A 19,252-nucleotide genomic window follows, 5' to 3' on the forward strand; every position below is an offset into this window, starting at 1 on the left:
AATAATCTTTGTGTGAAAAAAGGAGGTTACCGAGTGATAAATGATTTTGGGCAAATTGCCGTGTTAAGTATCCTGTCTCATTTAATTTTTATTACGATTTCCTGGTGGGCCCTACAAGCAATCCGTTTAGAAAAATTGCTGAAACCCAACCATGTATTTCAGGCGCGCTTACTTTACATATTATTAGCAATTTTCGTCGGATCATCTGTTAGTAACTTTTTCCTTGATTATCTCCAATGGTCTAGACAACTACCTTTGATCATGCAAAATATTCAATTGGTAAAAATTTAGGTCTTCGTACATGTTCCAATTTGTTAATAAATTGAGTACAATCGTCTTTATGTGGAAAAATAACTTCAAATGAACTGTCATAAAGTTTGGAACTTGTCTAAAAGTGACGACATTTCCCAAGTATGCTACTCCTCTACCTGGTAACAATGGTAATGAGGGGGAGTAGAGATGAAGAGAAATCGTAAGATCCTTTTGAGCGTAATAACAATCATCAGTTTAATCCTGGTTGTTATTGGGAACCAAACTGAAGCAAACGGTGGCGGAATCGGCTCCATTTTTCAAAAAGAAATGGACTTAACGAAAATCGGCTCTATTTTACAAGCCGAAGATATTTTGCTCGATGATTGGACTTTTTATGCAAGAGAGCATGTGGATGGCCTAAAAAGTGAGCAGGAAGTTAAGGAATATGCTAAAGAGCTTCAAACGAAGTTTCCTGATTGGGAATGGTCTGTAAAAAGTACCAGCGAAAAATGGGAAGTAACGGCAGTATCTCCAACGACTAAACACCACATAGAAAAGCTTCAAATGTTGGCAACCCACACAAAACAACCGGTTAATGCGTATATAGTATATAGTATCAGTGGTAAAGAGTGGAACAAGTCTACTGAGGCCTATTTCACGACCCGTCAATTTAAATCTAGGCTGTCTGACATATTTCGAGGGAAACCAACAATTTTCTCTTGTATGAAAGGTACGGTCGGTGATAAGATGAATACGGCTTTACCCAAGACAGCGAAACATTTGCTGTCCGTATTTAAGGCAAAAGAAATCGAAGCGTTAAAAGAGGAGACATTCATGTCTGTTTCGGCGAACTCGCCGATGTTTAAAGGCTCCATAGATGATCAAAGAGATAACATGAATTTACAAATTGGTATACGCTCCGAAGGATTGGGCGGTAAGACTACCATCGTAGTTGGCACACCAATCATTACGATTGAATATTAATATAGAGAAAATGGACGCGGAGGGGAATACTCTTGGAAAAGATTATCGTCCGCGGCGGAAAAAGGCTTGATGGAACTGTTAAAGTAGAAGGCGCAAAAAATGCTGTCTTGCCTGTACTCGCTGCAACATTATTAGCAAGTGACGGAAAAAGTGTAATTCGTGATGTACCTACACTCTCCGATGTATACACAATTAATGAAGTTTTACGCAACTTAAACGCTGAAGTGTCGTTTGAAAACAATACAGTCGTAGTAGATGCATCCAGAGTGTTAAAGGATGAGGCGCCGTTCGAATATGTTCGAAAGATGCGCGCGTCTGTGCTTGTCATGGGATCATTACTCGCTCGAAATGGCCGTGCACGTGTGGCCCTGCCGGGTGGCTGTGCTATTGGATCCCGTCCTATCGATCAGCATCTCAAAGGCTTTGAAGCCATGGGAGCGTCAGTGAAGGTAGGAAACGGTTTTATTGAAGCGGAGGTTAATGGCCGCTTAAAAGGTGCAAAGATTTATTTGGATTTCCCAAGTGTTGGGGCTACCGAAAACATTATGATGGCTGCAACTCTTGCGGTTGGTACGACCATTATTGAGAACGTGGCAAAAGAACCAGAAATCGTTGACCTTGCAAACTTCTTGAATAAAATGGGCGCTAAGGTTCGCGGCGCTGGCACTGGGACCCTTCGTATTGAAGGTGTGGACGTGTTATTTGGCGCAGAACACCATATTATTCCTGACCGAATCGAAGCGGGAACCTTTATGGTGGCTGCCGCAATCACTGGCGGAAATGTATTGGTAAAGGGCGCAGTTCCTGAACATTTATCTTCTTTGATTGCAAAAATGGTTGAAATGGGTATCACAATCCGTGAGGAAGAAGATGGCGTTCGTGTCATCGGAACCGATCGTTTGAAGGCTGTTGACATCAAAACGATGCCGCATCCAGGTTTCCCAACCGATATGCAATCACAAATGATGGCTTTATTGCTTCGCGCAAACGGCACCTCGATGATTACAGAAACTGTGTTCGAAAACCGTTTTATGCATGTTGAGGAATTCCGCCGCATGAATGCCGACATCAAAATTGAAGGCCGTTCTGTTATTTTAAATGGTTCTTCCAATTTACAAGGAGCGGAAGTATCTGCAACAGATCTACGTGCCGCTGCCGCATTAATTCTGACTGGTTTAGTTTCTGAAGGCATGACACGCGTGACCGAGTTGAAACACTTAGACCGCGGCTACGTCGACTTCCACGGCAAGCTAGCAAGCCTAGGCGCCGACATCGAACGTGTTACTGAAGCAGACGAAATATTCACAGAAGTCCAAGACTACGTATCGGACATGAACGCTTAGTTTGGATCTTAGATCGTGTAACTTGTATCGGATTTGTTAGGCGACGCTTTACCAAATTCCTACAGCCAATAAAAACAAACTCAAAACAACGGGCCCTGATGTAGAATCAGGGCCTTTTTTATATTTTCCGGGAATCGTGGCGCGGCGCGCGTGGTGCGTGTGTCCACGTGGTGTGGATATTTGTGTTTGGGTGGTGCCTGACACCAATAAAAGACATTTGTCCACGAGCGGTGCCTGACACCCGTTTCATTATTTATATAAAAAATCCGTAATAAATGCTTGTCCGCCTCCATATGTATTAATTGAGACGCAACCCGCCTGTGCTGTAGGCGGGGTTGTGAATTTGCAAACTGGAGGCACTATCATGAAAAAAATCAAACCTTTCGTCGTACTAGCAGCAGTCCTCATTGCCTTGACATTAATTATTCCCGCAGTGCTTGTGTTACCGTTTTCGGATGAGCATCGGGCGAGTGGAAAGTTAGGGGAGGATTTGACCAAGACCCCGGCCAAAGAAACCAAAGCGGTGCCCACTTCTTCCGATCCGGCCGTCGAAGTTGCGGTGTTCCGTACCTCAAAATCCCAAATTGAGAATGTACCATTAGAAGATTACCTCGTTGGTGTGGTAGCAGCTGAGATGCCGACAGAGTTTAAGGAAGAAGCCCTGAAGGCCCAGGCACTAACAGCGAGAACATATATCGTGAAAAGGTTACTAAGTAAGGATACGCTCGGCGTCCCTAAAGGTGCGCAGGTAACGGACACCCAAATCCATCAGGTTTACATGAATGATGATGAACTAAGAAGGGAATGGGGAATGGAGTACGACGCGAAAAGGAAGAAGATTTTAAACGCTGTTCGGGCAACGGCTGGGCAAATTTTGGCCTATGATGGCGAGCCAATTGATGCATTGTTCTTCTCCACGAGTAATGGATATACGGAAAACTCGGAAGATTATTGGGCAGGCAACATCCCATACTTAAGAAGTGTATCCAGTCCATGGGATAAAAATTCCCCGAAATTTAACAGTCAAAAGGTTATGACGGTTCATCAGTTTGAGGCACGGCTTGGAGTGAAGCTCGGTTCGGGGTCGACGATTGGAAAAATTGTCGATCGGACAGAGGGGAAACGTGTCGGCAAGGTTGATTTTAATGGAAAGGTTTTGAGCGGGCGCGATATCCGCGATAAACTGAATCTGCGGTCATCTGACTTTGCCTGGAAGCGTAAGGGCGATAATATTATAATTTCCACCAAAGGATTCGGGCATGGCGTCGGAATGAGCCAATACGGGGCTAACGGAATGGCAATGGAAGGAAAGAATTATAAGGAAATTGTGAAGCATTATTATCAAGGAGTCGAGATTACGTCGGCGGATCAAATGCTAGATACGGTTACTGCGAAGAAATGAATAAGTGGGGAGCCAGGCTGGGTTGGGAAGATGCCTGGCTTTTTTTGATGGATTTTTAGGTGGGAGGTTTTGAAGTTGGGTGGGTTCGACAGTAAAAGTGGGAAAGTGGACAGTAAACCTTGGGAGGTGGAGAGTAAAGGTTAGAAAGTCGACAGTAAATCCTTGGAACCGGACAGTAAACTGTTCAAAGTGGACAGTAATCGAAAGCTCTTTCTAAAAAGTGTAATTAAATAGAACTCTAGGCGATGGAAAATAGCCAAAAATAGGGCTCCTTCTAAATAAAGGAGCTTGGGTTAGATGGGAAAATTAGAAATTTATGTGGTTTTGATGTGGTTCGACAGTAAAAGTGGGAAAGTGGACAGTAAATTTCTGGAACCGGACAGTAAAGGTTAGAAAGAGTAAATCCTTGGAACCGGACAGTAAACTATTCAAAGTGGACAGTAATCGAAAGCTCTTTCTAAAAAGTGTAATTAAATAGAATCCAGGCGATGGAAAATAGCCAAAAATAGGGCTCCTTCTAAATAAAGGAGCTTGGGTTAGAAGGAAAATTGGCATTTTTTGTGGTTTTGAGGGGGTTCGACAGTTAAAGTGGGAAAGTGGACAGTAGACCTTTGGAAGTGGACAGTAAAATTAAAAAGTCGACAGTAAATCCTTGGAACCGGACAGTAAACTATTGAAAGTGGACAGTAATCGAAAGTTCTTTCTAAAAAGTGTAATTAAATAGAATCCAGGCAAAGGAAAATAGCCAAAAATAGTGCTCCTTCTAAATAAAGGAGCTTGGGTTAGATGGGAAAATTAGAAATTTATGTGGTTTTGATGTGGTTCGACAGTAAAAGTGGGAAAGTGGACAGTAAACCAATGAAAGTGGAAAGTAAAATAAGAAAACTGGACAGTAAATCCTCGGAACCGGAAAGTAACCTTTTCAAAGTGGACAGTAAACCAGTTTTTCATAGAAACGGGAAGAAATAATTTCCAAAGTAGTGTCGATTTTTGCAGGAATTTGCGGAGGAAGAAAAGAAGTATAGAAAAAAAGGAAAGGAATGATGCATTTGTTTTGTAAAGAGTGCACGATGTCATTAAGAATCCAGAAACTAGAAATTCTTCTTCAAGGTGGGAGGCTGCCATACAACCATCCTATCCTGAAGTAGTAGCGGAATATAAAAGTAGGATGGCTGGCTATCGGGGGGAAAAGTCCCTGGTCTTTCACCTAAGCATGCTTCCCGATGAAAAATACTACATTTTCCATGGTATACGACTATTATATCAAGGATACTATTTTCAAATTGATTACCTAATCCTTTGTTCAGCATTTGCCTTAGTTCTTGAAGTGAAAAATATTAGCGGGGAGTTGAAATTTGAAAAAGACTTTAACCAGACTACTTGTAAAAAGAACGGGAATGAGGAAAGAATCAAAAACCCTGTATTACAAGCAAAGCTCCAGGCGAAGAAACTGAAAGGATGGCTAAAAGAGCATAATTGTACAGCAATACCAATCCATTATCTTGTTGTAAACAGTAATGAAAAAACCACGATCACGTCATCCTCGGGAAACGAACAGATCACTCGGCATATTTGCAATAGTGAGGATTTAATAGACAAAATAGATCAAATAGCAAATTTTAATAAGGAGGAGAAATTAGATAGTAAAGAGATGAAAAGAATAAAACGGCTTCTCCTCGCAAAACACACTCCCGAAAATCCAGATATTCTTAAACAATTCAACCTATCTCCATTAGAACTCCTCTCGGGCGTAAAATGTCCCATATGTAGCTATGTACCTATAAACTTACACTATGGAACATGGTGCTGTCCAAAATGTAAACTGAAATCCAAAACCGCCCATATACCAACAATCAACGATTATTTTCTGCTGGTAAAGCCTTCAATCACGAATGCGGAGCTGCGGGAGCTCCTTCAAATTGGTTCGACTAGTATCGCAAGTAAATTCTTAACTTCCATGAACTTACCTTTTACAGGAACATATAGAAACCGGGTCTATCATCACCCACCAAAAAATCAAAAATAACCACCGCAAAAGTTGCAGTCGCTACACACGCCCCAGCACCTTCCTAAGCCGCGTAAACTTCCCTTTAAACAATGCCCCTCTGATAAAATAAAAACTAACCAAGATCCCTGTGAAGTCTTTTACAAGGTCAAAGAGCGAGGAAGAGCGATAGGAATAGAATGATTGGTGGATTTCGTCGCTGATTCCGTAGAGGGCTGCGAAGACTGCACAGGCTATATTCAACGCAGGTGTGAAGGCAGCGCGGCGGGTTAACATCGCTAGCACGAGCAAAACATACAAAATCGCAAACTCTATTAAATGCAACGATTCCTTTATAAAGTGGTCGATTTGGGAATCGGGCAGCTTTACAAAATGGTCCGCTGGCAGACTAGACATAATCCAAATGGCCGCCATATAGGCAAACGGGAGCACCCGCAACACCCATTTTATGATTTTCATGAAAATTTCCTCCTATATCGTAAAAACATTTTTAAAATAATTTTTCACCCTTCATGCATAAAAACATAAACACTGTTAAAAAATAAGTTCAAAAAATTTTTTTTCGCTCGTGTATATAATTCTACTTATCTGTTCAGAATGATTGCTGAGGTGATGAAAATGAGAGAGGAAGAAAACAAACGATCTTCTCAAAGTTCCAGCGTAAAACGCTTTTTCAAAAAGCGTTGGGTATTTCCAGCCATCTATATTGCAAGTGCAGCACTCATTCTGACCGCAGTACTATGGTATCAATCGAGCAACAGTGCGACAGACAAATACGATTACAAATCCACTGATATTGCCGGTAAAAAGAACCAAGAACCAGCGATTGAAGTTAGCAAAACACTTGAAAACTTCAAAATGCCAGTGGAAAATGCAGACGCAGCAGTCGTTAAAACGAAATTCTATGATTTCAATGGAAAAACAGAAGACCAGGAAGCGGCATTGGTATTTTATAACAATACCTACCAGCCAAACACTGGAATCGACGTTACCATGAAAGACGATGAGTCCTTTAATGTCGTTGCAGCATTAAGCGGTACGGTCACACGAGTTGATGAAGATGCAGTCCTTGGGAATGTCATTGAAGTGGAACACGACAAAGGTATTGTAACACAATATCAATCCGTAAAAGACATAAAGATCAAGGTTGGCGACGAAGTAAAACAGGGACAAGTTCTTGCCACGGCTGGACAAAGCTTGTTCAATGAAAAAGCTGGAACACATGTACATTTTGAAATTCGTAAAGATGGAATTGCTGTAAATCCCACTAACTATTTTAACAAATCGTTAAGCACATTACAGGAAGCCGAACTTTCGAATGAAAAGGCAAGCGAATCAGTAGAGACTCCACAAATGAAGGAAGAACAACAAAAGATTGAAGACCCAGCAAACTCTTCCGACCAAGAAACAAATGTGGACGAAGAATCATCTACTTCTACAAAAAATACAAATTCATAATATCGTTACAAAGGGGAAGGGGAATTCTTTCCTCTTTTTTTCGTTTAGATGGCTTTTGAGGAATTAAATGGCATAAAGGCAGAAATACTAACTTGGATAAAGAATTTCAATTGGCTTTTTCAAAAGTTAAACGTTTATAAATTGGTCAACATTACACCTAAACAGCTTTTATATACTACGCTTAGTTTTGCTCTAGCTCTTTATGGATACCAAATAATATAACGAGACCGAAATCCAGTGAGTAAGACAAGACTGGATTTTTTGTTGAGGAAAATTTAAAAGGTGTTTCTAGCATGTGTGTTAAAATGGTAATAAAAGGAGGGATTACATTGAGAAAAATAATAGCAGCCATGCTTCTGATTCTACTAGTCGCTGGCTGTAGCAAAGAACCGACGCCACAGGATCGATTTTCTAAGTACATAGCTTTGTGGAATGAGCAGAAGTTTGATCAGATGTATGATTATCTTTCAACGGATGCCAAGAAAAAAATCACTAAAGAAGAATTTACGAACCGCTATCATAAAATCTACAAAGACCTTCAGATTACTGACCTCAAGATTGACTTCAAAGAACCGAAAGAGGATAAGCAGGCAGACAAAGAGCAAGCCCAATATTCTTTTGACGCGAAAATGAATAGCATCGCTGGAGCTATTCAATTCACTCAGGAAGCTAAGTTGCAAAAAGAAGAAAGAGACGACAAGAAGAATTGGTATGTAGACTGGAATACTGAGTTCATTTTTCCAAAATTGCACGAAGGCGATAAGATCGGGATTAGTACGGATGCGCCGCAAAGAGGGGAGATTCTTGATCGTAATAACATCGGGCTGGCGGTGAATGGCCATGTGTATGAGGTTGGGGTGGTTGCTGGGAAGGTGACGGACCAAGTGTTGGAACCGTTAGCCTCGCTGTTAAAAATGAGTCCAGACCAAATCAAGAAGGCGATTACGGCGAGTTGGGTAAAGCCAGAGCTGTTTGTGCCGTTGAAGCGGGTGTCGATGCAGGATGAGGAGCGGATTGCCCAGTTGATCGCGATCGAGCCGGTGCAAACGAGGAAGGTGGAGGCACGGATTTATCCGTATGATCAGGCTGCGGCGCAGCTGATTGGTTATGTGGGTGCGATTACGGCCGATGAGTTGGAAAAGTTGAAGGATAAAGGGTACACGAGCAGTGATATGATTGGAAAAAGAGGGCTCGAGCAAGTCTATGACGAGCAGTTAAAGGGCAAGCCCGGTGTAAAGATTACGATTAAAAAGAAGAATGGTGACGCCGAGGTGCTTGCTGAAAAACCGGTCGAAGATGGAAAAAATGTCAAGCTGACGATCGATGCGGATGTTCAGGCGGCTATTTATGATGAACTTGGCAAGGAAGCCGGCACGGGTGCGGCCATAAACCCTGTGACGGGGGAAACGCTGGCGCTTGTCAGCACGCCTTCGTTTGACCCGAATCAAGCGATGCTTGGCTTCTCGGCGGCTGAATGGAAGGCGCTACAGGACAATAAGCAACAGCCGCTCTCCACGCGGTTTAAACAGGCCTATGCGCCGGGTTCGGTCATGAAGCCGATTACGGCGGGGGTGGCGTTGTCGAGCGGGGCGATTACGCCGGAGCTGGCGGTGCCGATTCTAGGGTCGAAGTGGCAAAAGGATAAATCGTGGGGCGGCTATTTTGTGACGCGGGTCCATGGAGGCAGCCCGATTAATCTTGAAAAAGCATTGGTGTTCTCCGATAATATTTATTTTGCTCAGGCGGCGTTGAAAACGGGGAAAGATGCGTTTGCGGGTGGGCTGAAGAAATTTGGCTTTGAGGAAGATTTGGCGTTCCCATTCCCGCTTGAAAAATCAACGATTGGTGCGTTGGATCGGGATATTGCACTGGCCGATTCTGGTTATGGCCAAGGGCAGATTCAGATGAGTATCGTTCATTTGCTTTCGGCGTATACGCCGTTTGTGAATAATGGCAATATGATTAGGCCGATTCTTTTGGCGGATGAGCAGCAGGGGCAGGTGCTGAAAGAGGCGGTAGTTTCGCCTGAACACGCCGGCGTCATTGCGTCAGATTTACGGAAGGTCGTTGGTGACACTGGCGGAACGGCCCATGCTGCCGAAATATTGGGGTATCCGTTGGCTGGTAAAACGGGGACGGCGGAGATAAAACAGAAACAGGGCGAAACAGGCACGGAAAATGGCTGGTTTATTGGTTACAACACAGAGTCTCCGAGTTTGATGGTGGCGATGATGGTCGAGAACGTCCAAGGCCGGGGCGGTTCGCTGGTGCCCGTGAAGAAAGTGAAGAAGGTATTTGAGTTGGTGCGGTAAATGGACGATGGATCGGTTGGTGTCAGGCACCAGGATCTGGTGTCAGGCACCACCATGTGGACTTTTAAATAGATTTGGGATAACACCTAGGGGGCTAGGTGTTTTTCTTTGTTTTGAGGTCATTTTTATGTGGGGCTGATTGCGGGGAGTCCTATTTACTGTTGGGTTAGGGTTTTACTGTCCAGTTTTGTCCATTTACTGTCGGGGTTTGAGGATTTACTGTCCACTTGGTGCCATATATTGTCCGGTTAGGGTTTTACTGTTCACTTTGAGCCATTTACTGTCAAGGTTTAGAGATTTACTGTCGACTTTTCAAGTTTTACTGTCCAACTCAATATCCATTTTTCACCGGATGATGCCAGGGAGGCAATTTCCCTCCCTGGCGAGTATTATTGTGGCTTCCACTGATACCGCTCCAGATCAATGACCCCGTTTAGACCGATCTCCACGCCTTCTGCCTCTAACGACAGCCTTTGCTCATTGTAGGACTCGTCATCTAGGAGGGCGATTTGCCCCTTAGCGTTGATGACGCGGTGCCAGGGGAGGCGGTGCTTCTTGCTCATGGAATGGAGGGCGCGGACAACTTGGCGGGCAGCACGGGGGCTTCCAGCGAGCCCAGCGATCTGACCATAAGTCGCAACCTTGCCTTCAGGGATACTGCGAATAATTTCTACTACATTTTCCGTAAAAGGTGTCATCGTGATCGTCCTTTCGAAAAGTACATATCAAAAAGGTATCAAAAATATAATAAATTGAACAATCCTTTTTGTAAAAAATTGCCCCAAATCATATCAAGTACGGGCTTTCGAAACCTAAATTCTCTCCTCATTCCAATAATTATCGCCATATTTGAATAATTTTCTCTCGACAAATTTCTCGGGAAATAAATGCTGAGAGCGTGATATTTCCAGCCCAAAACCCATATATCATGCTATTCTGGACGATTCTTCACGATTGTCGAAAATAAGTAAGAAGTCCAATTTTCAAAAAACTTTGGAATATCATCTTGTCCAGATTGAGTATTTATAGCATAATCCCGTATCCAAGCTAATAAAATGATTACAAACCTTTACAAAGAGAGTGTTTGAGGTGAAGAGTCGTTTGAAATTAGCGGATATTCAGTCGGGGACATGATTATTCATCGTATAGTCAGAAGGTAAATTACTTTCTGCCGTCTGGTGCCTGACACTCATCAACAGAAGTGTCCTCCACTGGTGGACGAATGTCTTTTAATGGTGCCTGACACCAAAATGGTAACACCAAATAGTAGCACCAAATGGTGACACCAAAATGGCACCAAATATGACACCACCATGACATCAAAATTGATGACACCAAAACAGACACCAAAACGGAAGCAGAATTCGTCGAAGTGATAAGCGGGTCTCATTTCACACTTCTCACATCCAATTTAGGGAGGGCGAGAGTGTGCACGATTACATCAAAGAGAGAACTATCAAGATTGGAAAGTATATCGTGGAGACGAGGAAAACGGTTCGCGTGATTGCGAAGGAGTTTGGCGTATCCAAAAGTACAGTCCATAAGGATCTAACTGAGAGGCTTCCTGAGATTAATCCAGAGCTGGCAAATGAGGTTAAAGGTATTCTAGATTATCATAAATCGATCCGTCATCTCCGGGGGGGAGAGGCAACGAAAATGAAATATCAAAAAGAAGAAAAGGAAGGCGAAGCTGTAAAATAGACCTCAATTTCCGAATCATTCAAGCTGAGAAAACAAAATATTTCAAGGGCATTCTCTAGAATTCCTTAACTCGACATCCTTCTGCAAAATATACCATCTTTTCTTTTCTAAAAGTATGGAAATTTTAATGAGTATGGTACAATATACAATTAGGAAAAGTATGTGGATACCGTTTTAAGGAGGAAAGAAAAGAGAATGTTTGCAAGAGATATTGGGATTGATCTAGGAACGGCTAACGTGTTAATTCACGTCAAGGGCCGTGGAATCGTATTAAATGAGCCGTCCGTAGTGGCAATTGACAAAAATACAAATCGCGTACTTGCTGTTGGTGAAGAAGCCCGCCGCATGGTTGGTCGGACACCTGGGAACATTGTAGCGATCCGCCCATTAAAAGATGGCGTGATCGCTGACTTTGATGTGACAGAAGCAATGTTAAAGCATTTTATTAATAAGTTAAACGTAAAAGGCTTTCTATCGAAGCCGCGCATTCTGATTTGCTGTCCAACGAATATTACAAGCGTTGAGCAAAAGGCAATCAAAGAAGCTGCTGAAAAAAGCGGCGGGAAAAAGATTTACTTAGAAGAAGAACCAAAGGTAGCTGCAATTGGTGCGGGAATGGACATTTTCCAACCGAGCGGAAACATGGTAGTGGACATCGGTGGAGGAACGACGGATGTGGCTGTTCTTTCAATGGGCGATATCGTGACTTCCTCCTCCATCAAAATGGCCGGCGACAAGTTCGACATGGAAATCCTCAACTACATCAAGCGCGAGTACAAACTGTTGATCGGTGAACGCACAGCTGAAAATATTAAAATCAATATCGGGACAGTTTTCCCAGGATCACGCTCGGAAGAAATGGAAATCCGTGGCCGTGACATGGTTAGCGGCCTGCCGCGTACCATCTCTGTTCGTTCGGAAGAAATCGAAGGCTCCTTGCGTGAATCAGTGGCCGTGATCGTTCAGGCTGCAAAAAGCGTTCTTGAGCGGACACCGCCGGAACTATCGGCTGACATCATTGACCGCGGTGTGATTTTAACGGGCGGCGGAGCATTGCTGCACGGCATCGACATGCTGCTAGCGGACGAATTAAAGGTTCCAGTCCTTGTCGCAGAAAATCCAATGGATTGTGTGGCAATTGGAACAGGAATTATGCTAGATAACATCGACAAGATTCCAAATCGGAAGTTTGGATGATTTTTTGAAAAATTGTCCTTTGCCTGCGAGTAGAAATTGGATAAACAATTAATCACTATGGCCCTTTCAGGTTTACTGTTGTATGACATCATACCTTGGATACAAAAAGTCTAATGAAGCAGGCAGGACAAGCCTCGATCATTGGGCTTTTTTATTTGGGTTCAGAGGAATAATTTTGCAATAATACACCTTAAAAACCAAAGAAAGCGACAAAAATTGAGCTATTTCTACGTTTATTGACTATTTCCTGTAAAAAGTTGATGAGTATTTTCAATTTATTTTTTATAATAGAGGTAATGAATTGGAAAAATTATTTTTTTAAAATTATAAATTGAATGACTCAGCAACATGAGTTGAACACAATTAATGGTTATAATATGTACTAACTCACTGAATCCGGGGTCAACCATGCCAGATAAAAATAGATGGACGGCTTCAGTTAAAGGGGAATTAAGGAATGTCAGTAAATAATTCAAACCATGAACAATATAGCACGAGAGAAGATTACAAACGCGCTAAAGCCGAAGAACTGCAACGGAAAAAGGACGCAGAGAAGCAGGCCAAGGACGAGGCGCTGCAAATAAAGGACGTAGAGAAACAGGCAAAGGATGAGGCGCGACAGATAAAGGACGCGAAGAAACAGGCCAAGGACGAGGTGCGGCAAATAAAGGACGCAGAGAAAACGGCCAAGGACGAAGGGCGGCAAATAAAGGACGCAGAGAAACAGGCTAGGGACGAAGCACAACAAACGAAGGTCGTAGAGAAACAAGCGCCAACAAAGATTATAGAGATACTAGCCAAGAATGTAGCAGGTAGACTAAAGGGTTTAAAAAAACCAGACCTGAATGTTGCAAGAAAAACTCAGGATGCGGGTCAACAGGCAAAAACCAAACAGCCGCGTCAGAAAAGCGAGACGCCAGGGGTCAAAGAAACGAAAACCAGCTCAACTCATGAGGCCCAAAGGTCAAAGGATTCAAACAACACGAACAGCGCGGGTAAGAATGCGGAGACAGCACCTGTTTCGTACCAACGGATCAGAATACGGCTCATTCCGATTTGGCTGCGGCTCGTTCTATTACTAGTAATGGCCATTTTCTGTGTGACGGCAGGTGCGGTTGTTGGTTACGGCATGCTTGGCGGCGGAAAAGTAGCAGAAGTTTTCCAAGAATCCACTTGGACACATATTATTGATTTAGTTCAAAAAGGAAAATAAATGGAGGAAGGGACGTAAATCCCTTCCTTTTTGTATACCTTAAGTAGTAGAATAGAAAATAGACACTTGTTACTAGTAGGAGGTACTAAATAATGCTCGATATCGAACAAATCAAAGAAATCATCCCACATCGCTACCCATTTTTGTTAGTCGATCGAATTTTAGAAGTGGAAGAAGGAAAAAGCGCTGTTGGGATTAAAAACGTCAGCGCCAATGAAGAATTTTTCAACGGTCATTTCCCAGATTATCCAGTGATGCCTGGTGTGTTAATCGTGGAAGCACTGGCACAGGTTGGCGCTGTCGCTATGTTGAAAAAAGAAGAAAACCGCGGCCGCTTAGCCTTTTTTGCGGGAATTGATGGCTGTCGTTTTAAAAAGCAAGTCAAGCCAGGCGACCAGCTTCGACTAGAAGTGGAAATCGTACGCTTGCGCGGACCAATCGGCAAAGGGAAAGCTGTTGCGACTGTTGACGGTGAAATTGCCTGCGAAGCGGAAATCACATTTGCCTTAGGCGAGAAAAAGGAATAACCAAATGAAAGCGGCCGGAGGATTCTGGTCGCTTTTTCATATGCTATTATGTAGGCGCGCAAAAACATAGAAGCAGCAATTACCTTGAAAACATTTTTGTAAAAAAATGCTTGCTATCATATGAAAAATGTCGGGAACCCTAAAAACAGACCAATAAAAGATAGGTCAAATTATGTTTGGAAGGGGTACATGATTTTGAAGAAAAAGTTATTTCTTTTGCTCGCAGGTTCGGTTTTATCTGCTGGCGTGTTAACAGGCTGTAATAACGATAATGATAATGATGACCAAAATCCACCACCACCGGCTGTAAATAATCCAGCAGATAATAATAATCGAACAGATTTGAACAACCGAACAGATCTGAATAATCCAAATGGTGTTAGATATGATGATGACAACATCGATTTAGACAACAAGAACAACCATTATCCAAACACAGAGGACAAAAATACCGATACCGACAAAGATCCAATTAAGGATAGCAACACCAAAAAGGAAGAAATAATCGAAGATGATATTGACAGGAATGATGCAGACAATAAAGATGAATAAGTAACAAAAAGGGACTGGCATCTGCCTGTCCCTTTGTTTCTATTTTATTTCGTTTTTTACTTTTAGTTTCGGTTTGCTTTTTATTTTATCCCTAAATTCAGTAAGCAGCGCGGGACCCTCAAGCCCTTTTTGGAGGAGACTTTCGAGCAGTAGTTCGGAGTAATCACTTTTGTTGCGGCGAATGCTGCCTTCGAACAAAACGCTGATATGCTTTTCGAATTTAGTCAATGAACAAATTTTTGTTTGAAAATAAGCAGGCGCATTATCCTTCTTCGTGATGACAGCTTCGACAATAAGGTCGCGGTCTTGCTCGGAAATTTTTTTGAAATAATCATAGAGGGACAAATCTGTATACGCCTCAAGCAGCCATGTCGAGCGCTCGTCTTCCTTATTAAGAATCAAGCCATCCACCAACGGAACTTCAACTGAAGCATCATTTTCGACCACATCTAATGAGTACAATTTAAAAGATTTCATCACAACCTCCTGATTTCTTTTTACTAAATTATAACATAGGTTCGCTTAAAGCAAATGTCGAATAATATTTGTCGAAATTTCAAAGATCAGTTTTCCTGCAAAAAAGACCCTTCCTTTTTGACAAAAAGCCCCGAGAAAAACCGATTATCCTGCAAGAATCAGCCTCGATAACTTCCTTTTTCTTGTTTTACAACCATTAGTCCAACGGGCTATGCTAGGACCATCAAACAAAAAGGAGATGAAAAAATGATCAATCAAGTCACATTGGTTGGCAGGTTGACGCGGGACCCGGAATTAAAAGAGACAACAGAAGGGACACATGTGTCTCATATCACTTTAGCAGTGACTCGTCACTATCGCAATCAAAACGGCGAAATTGAAGCAGATTTCGTTCAATGCACACTTTGGCGGAAAGCGGCAGAAAATACATGCAAGTATTGCCGTAAAGGTTCAGTCGTTGGGATCACCGGGAGATTGCAAACCCGGAACTACGATAACAAAGAGGGGAAGAGGGTGTATGTGACCGAGGTGATCGCCGAAACAGTCCGCTTCCTAAGCTCGAAGCCGCATGAAGCAGCGCCTGAGCCAAAAAAGGAGGAAATGACGATTGGGGTCTAACAATGAAATGGCCAGCAACCTCGAGCAATTACTGGAAAGCTTAATTAAGATGGTGGGAAATGCCAACAAAAACGTCGACAGCCTCCAAAGGCGCGTCTGCCAATTAGAATGGGCCATTAAGGAACAACAACATGAAATCAAGGAAAGAGACAACCTCATCAGAATTTACTCCTCACATCCACACGATTCTTCACAAAACATTCCTTTTCGTTCTTGAGTGATATTCAAAAAAATACGCCTTGGTTGCATCATGTTCAAGCTGCCAGGCGAATATTTTTAAAAAAATATCCCCGCAACGACTATCTATATAGAAAATCAAAAACAGCTCCGTGTTTCATCTCCATTTTTCCGGCAGGTAATTGCCGGAATTTTTTTGTTGTCTACAGGTATAAAAATAATTAATCAGGATAAACTATGTAAAAAACCCCCCTGTTTTTTTTAAAAAGAAGCCGCTGAACTCGTCAGCGGCTTCTTTGATGTTTATACGATTGTAAACTGCTTAAACAGGAAAACCTTCTTCTTAAAACTTATCCTTATGATGCCTACTCACCTTAATCTGGCTGATAAATGAATCAATATAAAAAGCTTTCCGTTTGGGCGGCATGAGATAAAGCTCTAATAAGGCCATTTTAAAATCAGGTTCTTTCTGAAGAAACTGGTTAATAATGAGCAGATCGTGATCGTCGCTGGTTTCCTTCGCGATGAATCCAGACCCCTCCGTTTTAGGCAGCAGCTGATCGAGCTCCTCCACCAAATATTCCTTATCGACCTGATAAATTTCCGCAAATCGAACCACCGTCTGATAGTTGGGAATACTTCTACCCGTTTCGTAGCGACTTACTGTGGACCGATCCATCCTCATCATGTCGGCAAGCGTTTGCTGGGACCAGTTTCGGTTGTCGCGCAATTTCCTTAATTTTTCCGATAAAGACATTTAATTCACCGCCATTAAAACAATTCATGGTTTTAACTTAACGGGAAAACAGAACATTAAGTTTGAATGTGTGAATTATGCACAATCATTTTTGTGAAAAAAATGCACAATGTCGACAAAATAAGGCTTGGCGGAAAATGACATTAAAGGAAATTGGAAATTATCGTCGAATAATGATAGTTGGTGTAAATAATTGTAATATTGGGAGGTATTTATATTTGTGGAAAAAAACTTAATCATATTTATTGGTGAGCAAAACAGCAACCAAAAAGTCGAAATCAAAAGTAAACCCAGTTTTTTCGATGCATTACAACTTTCTACCCAGTCGCCCCATACAACAGGAGATATTCCATACCAATCCATCCCGTTTTATAAAAAAGTAATCATTCCCATTCAAATCAATAATTCCAATATTCAAATCAGCTACCACCGTCACCGACATTCGCTGCAAATTGTTAAAGAAAATATCGATCTAACAGAAAAAGAGGTGTTCGAGGTCCTCAATCATTTTGCTATAAAAGAAGATAACAAAGTTTCCTTTTTAGCCGTATTCCCGAATAGTAAGAGAAGACTTAAAGGAGTGAGAAAAGCATCCATCCACGCGGAGAGCAGGGAGTTAAAGGGGGAAGAGCGATAGATAAGGTTTTTAATATGAGGTGCGCGAAAACGAACGGAGAAGAGTGGGAAATGCACTAGCAGCATAGAAAAGGTTCCGAAGATTTATTCGGGACCTTTTTTTACGTTTGACCACTAAAAAGCCAGTCGTCCAGCCTGGCTCAGGTAACTGACTACCCTGGTGCCCGACACCAACCTTGGTGCCCGACACCAACCTTGGTGCCTGACACCAATAATTTTCCACCACCAAGAAACCCCACCCACAACTGACATTTCACTTCAAAAAGAGGACACTGTTATGACACAGAATTGACACTTTTACGTGTAATATGACAAAAAGTGATGTACTTTTAATCTTTTTGTAACATTACTGGTACATTCATCTGGTATAAATAGAGTACTAAGGAGAGGAGAAAGCGTATGCAAACGACAAAAAAGCGTATCATTCTCGTGTTACTTACAATCATGCTATCAGTAACGGGGTCTATGGTTACATATGCACAAACAAGCAGTGAAGCCCTACATAATGCCAAGCAACAGCTGGAGCAGAAACAAAGAATAGTAGAGCAAAAAGCCCAAGAAAAGCAGACTGTTAATCAAGAGATAGAAAAAATTCAACAAGAATTGAACTCTCTTTACAGCGATATTACAAAAAACAAAGAAACAATGGCAAAAACGCAGCAAAAAATAGACGCAACAAACCAACTCATTGAACAAAAGAAACAAGAAATCGTAGTCCTAGAAGATAAAATCCTTGCACGTAAAGGGATTATGAAGCAGCGGGCCGTCGCACTTCAACAAAATGATAACGTCAATGTGATGATCAATCTATTCTTCGAGTCTGATAGTATCTCAGAATTTATCCAACGTGCGAGCGCCGTTTCGGCCCTGATGGATGCGGATAAAGATATCTTAGGATCCCAGAAGGAAGACCTTCAACAGATTGAAAATGATAAAAAAGAGATTGATAGACAAGAACAAATTTTATTAAAAGACCAAGAGGAACTTGCGAATCAACAAGCTCTACTTGATCAAAACATGCAAAAACGACAACAAACCTTAACCGTTATGCAACAAAAATACAGTCAAATCCTTAAACAAATGGCGCTAGCCGAACAGGAAAAAGCCGGCGTTGAGTCACAAATGATGGATATTCAAGCGAAAATCAAAAAAGAACAAGATGAGGCCAAAGCACGTACAACTGCAAAAACAACAAAAGCAGCGCCATCATCATCAGAAAACATCACAACAACAGCAGCAGCAACAATAAGTGGCAGGGAGATGTATGTCTCTGCAACAGCATACAGCCCAGAAGAGTCCGGTTCCATTACCGCACTCGGCTACAACATTCGTAAAAATCCGAATATGAAATTGATTGCCGTCGACCCAAGAGTCATTCCACTTGGAAAAAAAGTCTGGGTTGAAGGTTATGGCGTTGCCATCGCAGGTGACACAGGCGGTGCAATTAAGGGCCATAAAATCGACGTATTAGTGCCAAATAGAGCAAAAGCATTACAATGGGGCAGAAGGACCGTGAAAGTTGTCGTCCTAAACTAATCCCGGCAATCACTTCAGCCATCCAAGAAGACCTAACATTCCACTGTTAGGTCTTTTTTTTGACACAATTTTGGATCATTTTCCTTTTTTGAGTACTCCATGACC

General features: G+C 42.2%; 22 protein-coding genes. 17 read left to right on the forward strand and 5 right to left on the reverse strand.

Features of this window, described 5'->3' with window-relative positions; all coding sequences use genetic code 11:
* Positions 1 to 33: 33 nt before the first annotated feature.
* From QF028_RS29105 to QF028_RS29130, 6 genes are all read left to right on the forward strand, one after another.
* On the forward strand, positions 34 to 291 hold the full coding sequence (locus QF028_RS29105) for a DUF1146 family protein (RefSeq protein WP_088090158.1): 258 nt from the start codon (positions 34 to 36) through the stop codon (positions 289 to 291).
* A 168-nt stretch (positions 292 to 459) separates the two neighbouring features.
* Positions 460 to 1,236 (forward strand): YwmB family TATA-box binding protein, encoded by a 777-nt coding sequence (locus QF028_RS29110; RefSeq protein WP_429470945.1) that lies wholly within the window; start codon positions 460 to 462, stop codon positions 1,234 to 1,236.
* Between the two features lie 32 nt (positions 1,237 to 1,268).
* A complete protein-coding gene (murA, locus tag QF028_RS29115; RefSeq protein WP_429470947.1) occupies positions 1,269 to 2,579 on the forward strand; it encodes a UDP-N-acetylglucosamine 1-carboxyvinyltransferase in 1,311 nt (436 codons plus the stop codon).
* A gap of 364 nt (positions 2,580 to 2,943) precedes the next feature.
* Positions 2,944 to 3,981: a stage II sporulation protein D gene (spoIID, locus tag QF028_RS29120; protein WP_429470949.1), complete on the forward strand. Its 1,038-nt coding sequence runs from the start codon at positions 2,944 to 2,946 to the stop codon at positions 3,979 to 3,981.
* A 786-nt stretch (positions 3,982 to 4,767) separates the two neighbouring features.
* On the forward strand, positions 4,768 to 4,950 hold the full coding sequence (locus tag QF028_RS29125; RefSeq protein ID WP_429470951.1) for a hypothetical protein: 183 nt from the start codon (positions 4,768 to 4,770) through the stop codon (positions 4,948 to 4,950).
* A 199-nt stretch (positions 4,951 to 5,149) separates the two neighbouring features.
* Entirely contained in the window at positions 5,150 to 6,007 is an 858-nt protein-coding gene (locus QF028_RS29130) for a nuclease-related domain-containing protein (RefSeq protein WP_429472591.1), read from the forward strand.
* A 21-nt stretch (positions 6,008 to 6,028) separates the two neighbouring features.
* Here the strand turns inward: QF028_RS29130 and QF028_RS29135 are convergent, their stop codons facing one another.
* On the reverse strand, positions 6,029 to 6,445 hold the full coding sequence (locus QF028_RS29135; RefSeq protein WP_429470953.1) for a VanZ family protein: 417 nt from the start codon (positions 6,443 to 6,445) through the stop codon (positions 6,029 to 6,031).
* Positions 6,446 to 6,604: 159 nt separating this feature from the next.
* Between QF028_RS29135 and QF028_RS29140 the strand changes: the two genes are divergently transcribed.
* Positions 6,605 to 7,444, forward strand: coding sequence for a peptidoglycan DD-metalloendopeptidase family protein (locus QF028_RS29140; RefSeq protein ID WP_410885039.1), 840 nt, complete (start codon positions 6,605 to 6,607; stop codon positions 7,442 to 7,444).
* Positions 7,445 to 7,773: 329 nt separating this feature from the next.
* Positions 7,774 to 9,756 carry a penicillin-binding transpeptidase domain-containing protein gene (locus QF028_RS29145; protein WP_429470955.1) on the forward strand — a complete coding sequence of 661 codons (1,983 nt, stop codon included), beginning with the start codon at positions 7,774 to 7,776 and terminating at the stop codon, positions 9,754 to 9,756.
* Between the two features lie 389 nt (positions 9,757 to 10,145).
* Here QF028_RS29145 and QF028_RS29150 read toward each other — a convergent pair whose 3' ends face one another.
* Together QF028_RS29150 and QF028_RS29155 are read right to left on the reverse strand one after the other, a co-directional pair.
* Positions 10,146 to 10,454 carry an MGMT family protein gene (locus QF028_RS29150; RefSeq protein WP_215004866.1) on the reverse strand — a complete coding sequence of 103 codons (309 nt, stop codon included), beginning with the start codon at positions 10,452 to 10,454 and terminating at the stop codon, positions 10,146 to 10,148.
* 463 nt (positions 10,455 to 10,917) lie between these two features.
* Entirely contained in the window at positions 10,918 to 11,091 is a 174-nt protein-coding gene (locus QF028_RS29155; RefSeq protein WP_429470957.1) for a hypothetical protein, read from the reverse strand.
* Between the two features lie 93 nt (positions 11,092 to 11,184).
* Here QF028_RS29155 and spoIIID point away from each other — a divergent pair, with 93 nt between their 5' ends.
* From spoIIID to QF028_RS29180, 5 genes are all read left to right on the forward strand, one after another.
* Positions 11,185 to 11,457, forward strand: a complete 273-nt coding sequence (gene spoIIID, locus QF028_RS29160; protein WP_026568271.1) for a sporulation transcriptional regulator SpoIIID — start codon at positions 11,185 to 11,187, stop codon at positions 11,455 to 11,457.
* Between the two features lie 195 nt (positions 11,458 to 11,652).
* Positions 11,653 to 12,654, forward strand: a complete 1,002-nt coding sequence (locus QF028_RS29165) for a rod shape-determining protein (RefSeq protein WP_088090147.1) — start codon at positions 11,653 to 11,655, stop codon at positions 12,652 to 12,654.
* Between the two features lie 457 nt (positions 12,655 to 13,111).
* Positions 13,112 to 13,867 carry a DNA-directed RNA polymerase subunit beta gene (locus QF028_RS29170; protein WP_429470960.1) on the forward strand — a complete coding sequence of 252 codons (756 nt, stop codon included), beginning with the start codon at positions 13,112 to 13,114 and terminating at the stop codon, positions 13,865 to 13,867.
* A 92-nt stretch (positions 13,868 to 13,959) separates the two neighbouring features.
* Positions 13,960 to 14,394, forward strand: coding sequence for a 3-hydroxyacyl-ACP dehydratase FabZ (fabZ, locus tag QF028_RS29175; RefSeq protein ID WP_168241240.1), 435 nt, complete (start codon positions 13,960 to 13,962; stop codon positions 14,392 to 14,394).
* A 195-nt stretch (positions 14,395 to 14,589) separates the two neighbouring features.
* On the forward strand, positions 14,590 to 14,946 hold the full coding sequence (locus tag QF028_RS29180) for a hypothetical protein (protein ID WP_429470962.1): 357 nt from the start codon (positions 14,590 to 14,592) through the stop codon (positions 14,944 to 14,946).
* 39 nt (positions 14,947 to 14,985) lie between these two features.
* On the opposite strand, the gene QF028_RS29185 is transcribed toward QF028_RS29180, so the two are convergent.
* Positions 14,986 to 15,423, reverse strand: coding sequence for a YwpF family protein (locus QF028_RS29185; protein WP_168241238.1), 438 nt, complete (start codon positions 15,421 to 15,423; stop codon positions 14,986 to 14,988).
* A 246-nt stretch (positions 15,424 to 15,669) separates the two neighbouring features.
* Between QF028_RS29185 and ssb the strand changes: the two genes are divergently transcribed.
* Together ssb and QF028_RS29195 are read left to right on the forward strand one after the other, a co-directional pair.
* Positions 15,670 to 16,041 (forward strand): single-stranded DNA-binding protein, encoded by a 372-nt coding sequence (gene ssb / locus QF028_RS29190; protein WP_215004857.1) that lies wholly within the window; start codon positions 15,670 to 15,672, stop codon positions 16,039 to 16,041.
* Positions 16,031 to 16,258 (forward strand): hypothetical protein, encoded by a 228-nt coding sequence (locus QF028_RS29195; RefSeq protein WP_215004854.1) that lies wholly within the window; start codon positions 16,031 to 16,033, stop codon positions 16,256 to 16,258. Before ssb ends, QF028_RS29195 begins: the two co-directional genes overlap by 11 nt.
* Before the next feature lie 303 nt (positions 16,259 to 16,561).
* Here the strand turns inward: QF028_RS29195 and QF028_RS29200 are convergent, their stop codons facing one another.
* Entirely contained in the window at positions 16,562 to 16,975 is a 414-nt protein-coding gene (locus QF028_RS29200; RefSeq protein WP_429470965.1) for a helix-turn-helix domain-containing protein, read from the reverse strand.
* A 220-nt stretch (positions 16,976 to 17,195) separates the two neighbouring features.
* Here QF028_RS29200 and QF028_RS29205 point away from each other — a divergent pair, with 220 nt between their 5' ends.
* Positions 17,196 to 17,612 carry a hypothetical protein gene (locus QF028_RS29205; protein ID WP_429470967.1) on the forward strand — a complete coding sequence of 139 codons (417 nt, stop codon included), beginning with the start codon at positions 17,196 to 17,198 and terminating at the stop codon, positions 17,610 to 17,612.
* Positions 17,613 to 18,010: 398 nt separating this feature from the next.
* Complete coding sequence (locus tag QF028_RS29210) at positions 18,011 to 19,147, forward strand: 3D domain-containing protein (protein WP_429470969.1); 1,137 nt, start codon at positions 18,011 to 18,013, stop codon at positions 19,145 to 19,147.
* Positions 19,148 to 19,252: the final 105 nt, after the last annotated feature.

Origin of the sequence: Neobacillus sp. B4I6, assembly GCF_050434045.1 — a bacterium.
Lineage (GTDB): Bacteria > Bacillota > Bacilli > Bacillales > Cytobacillaceae > Neobacillus.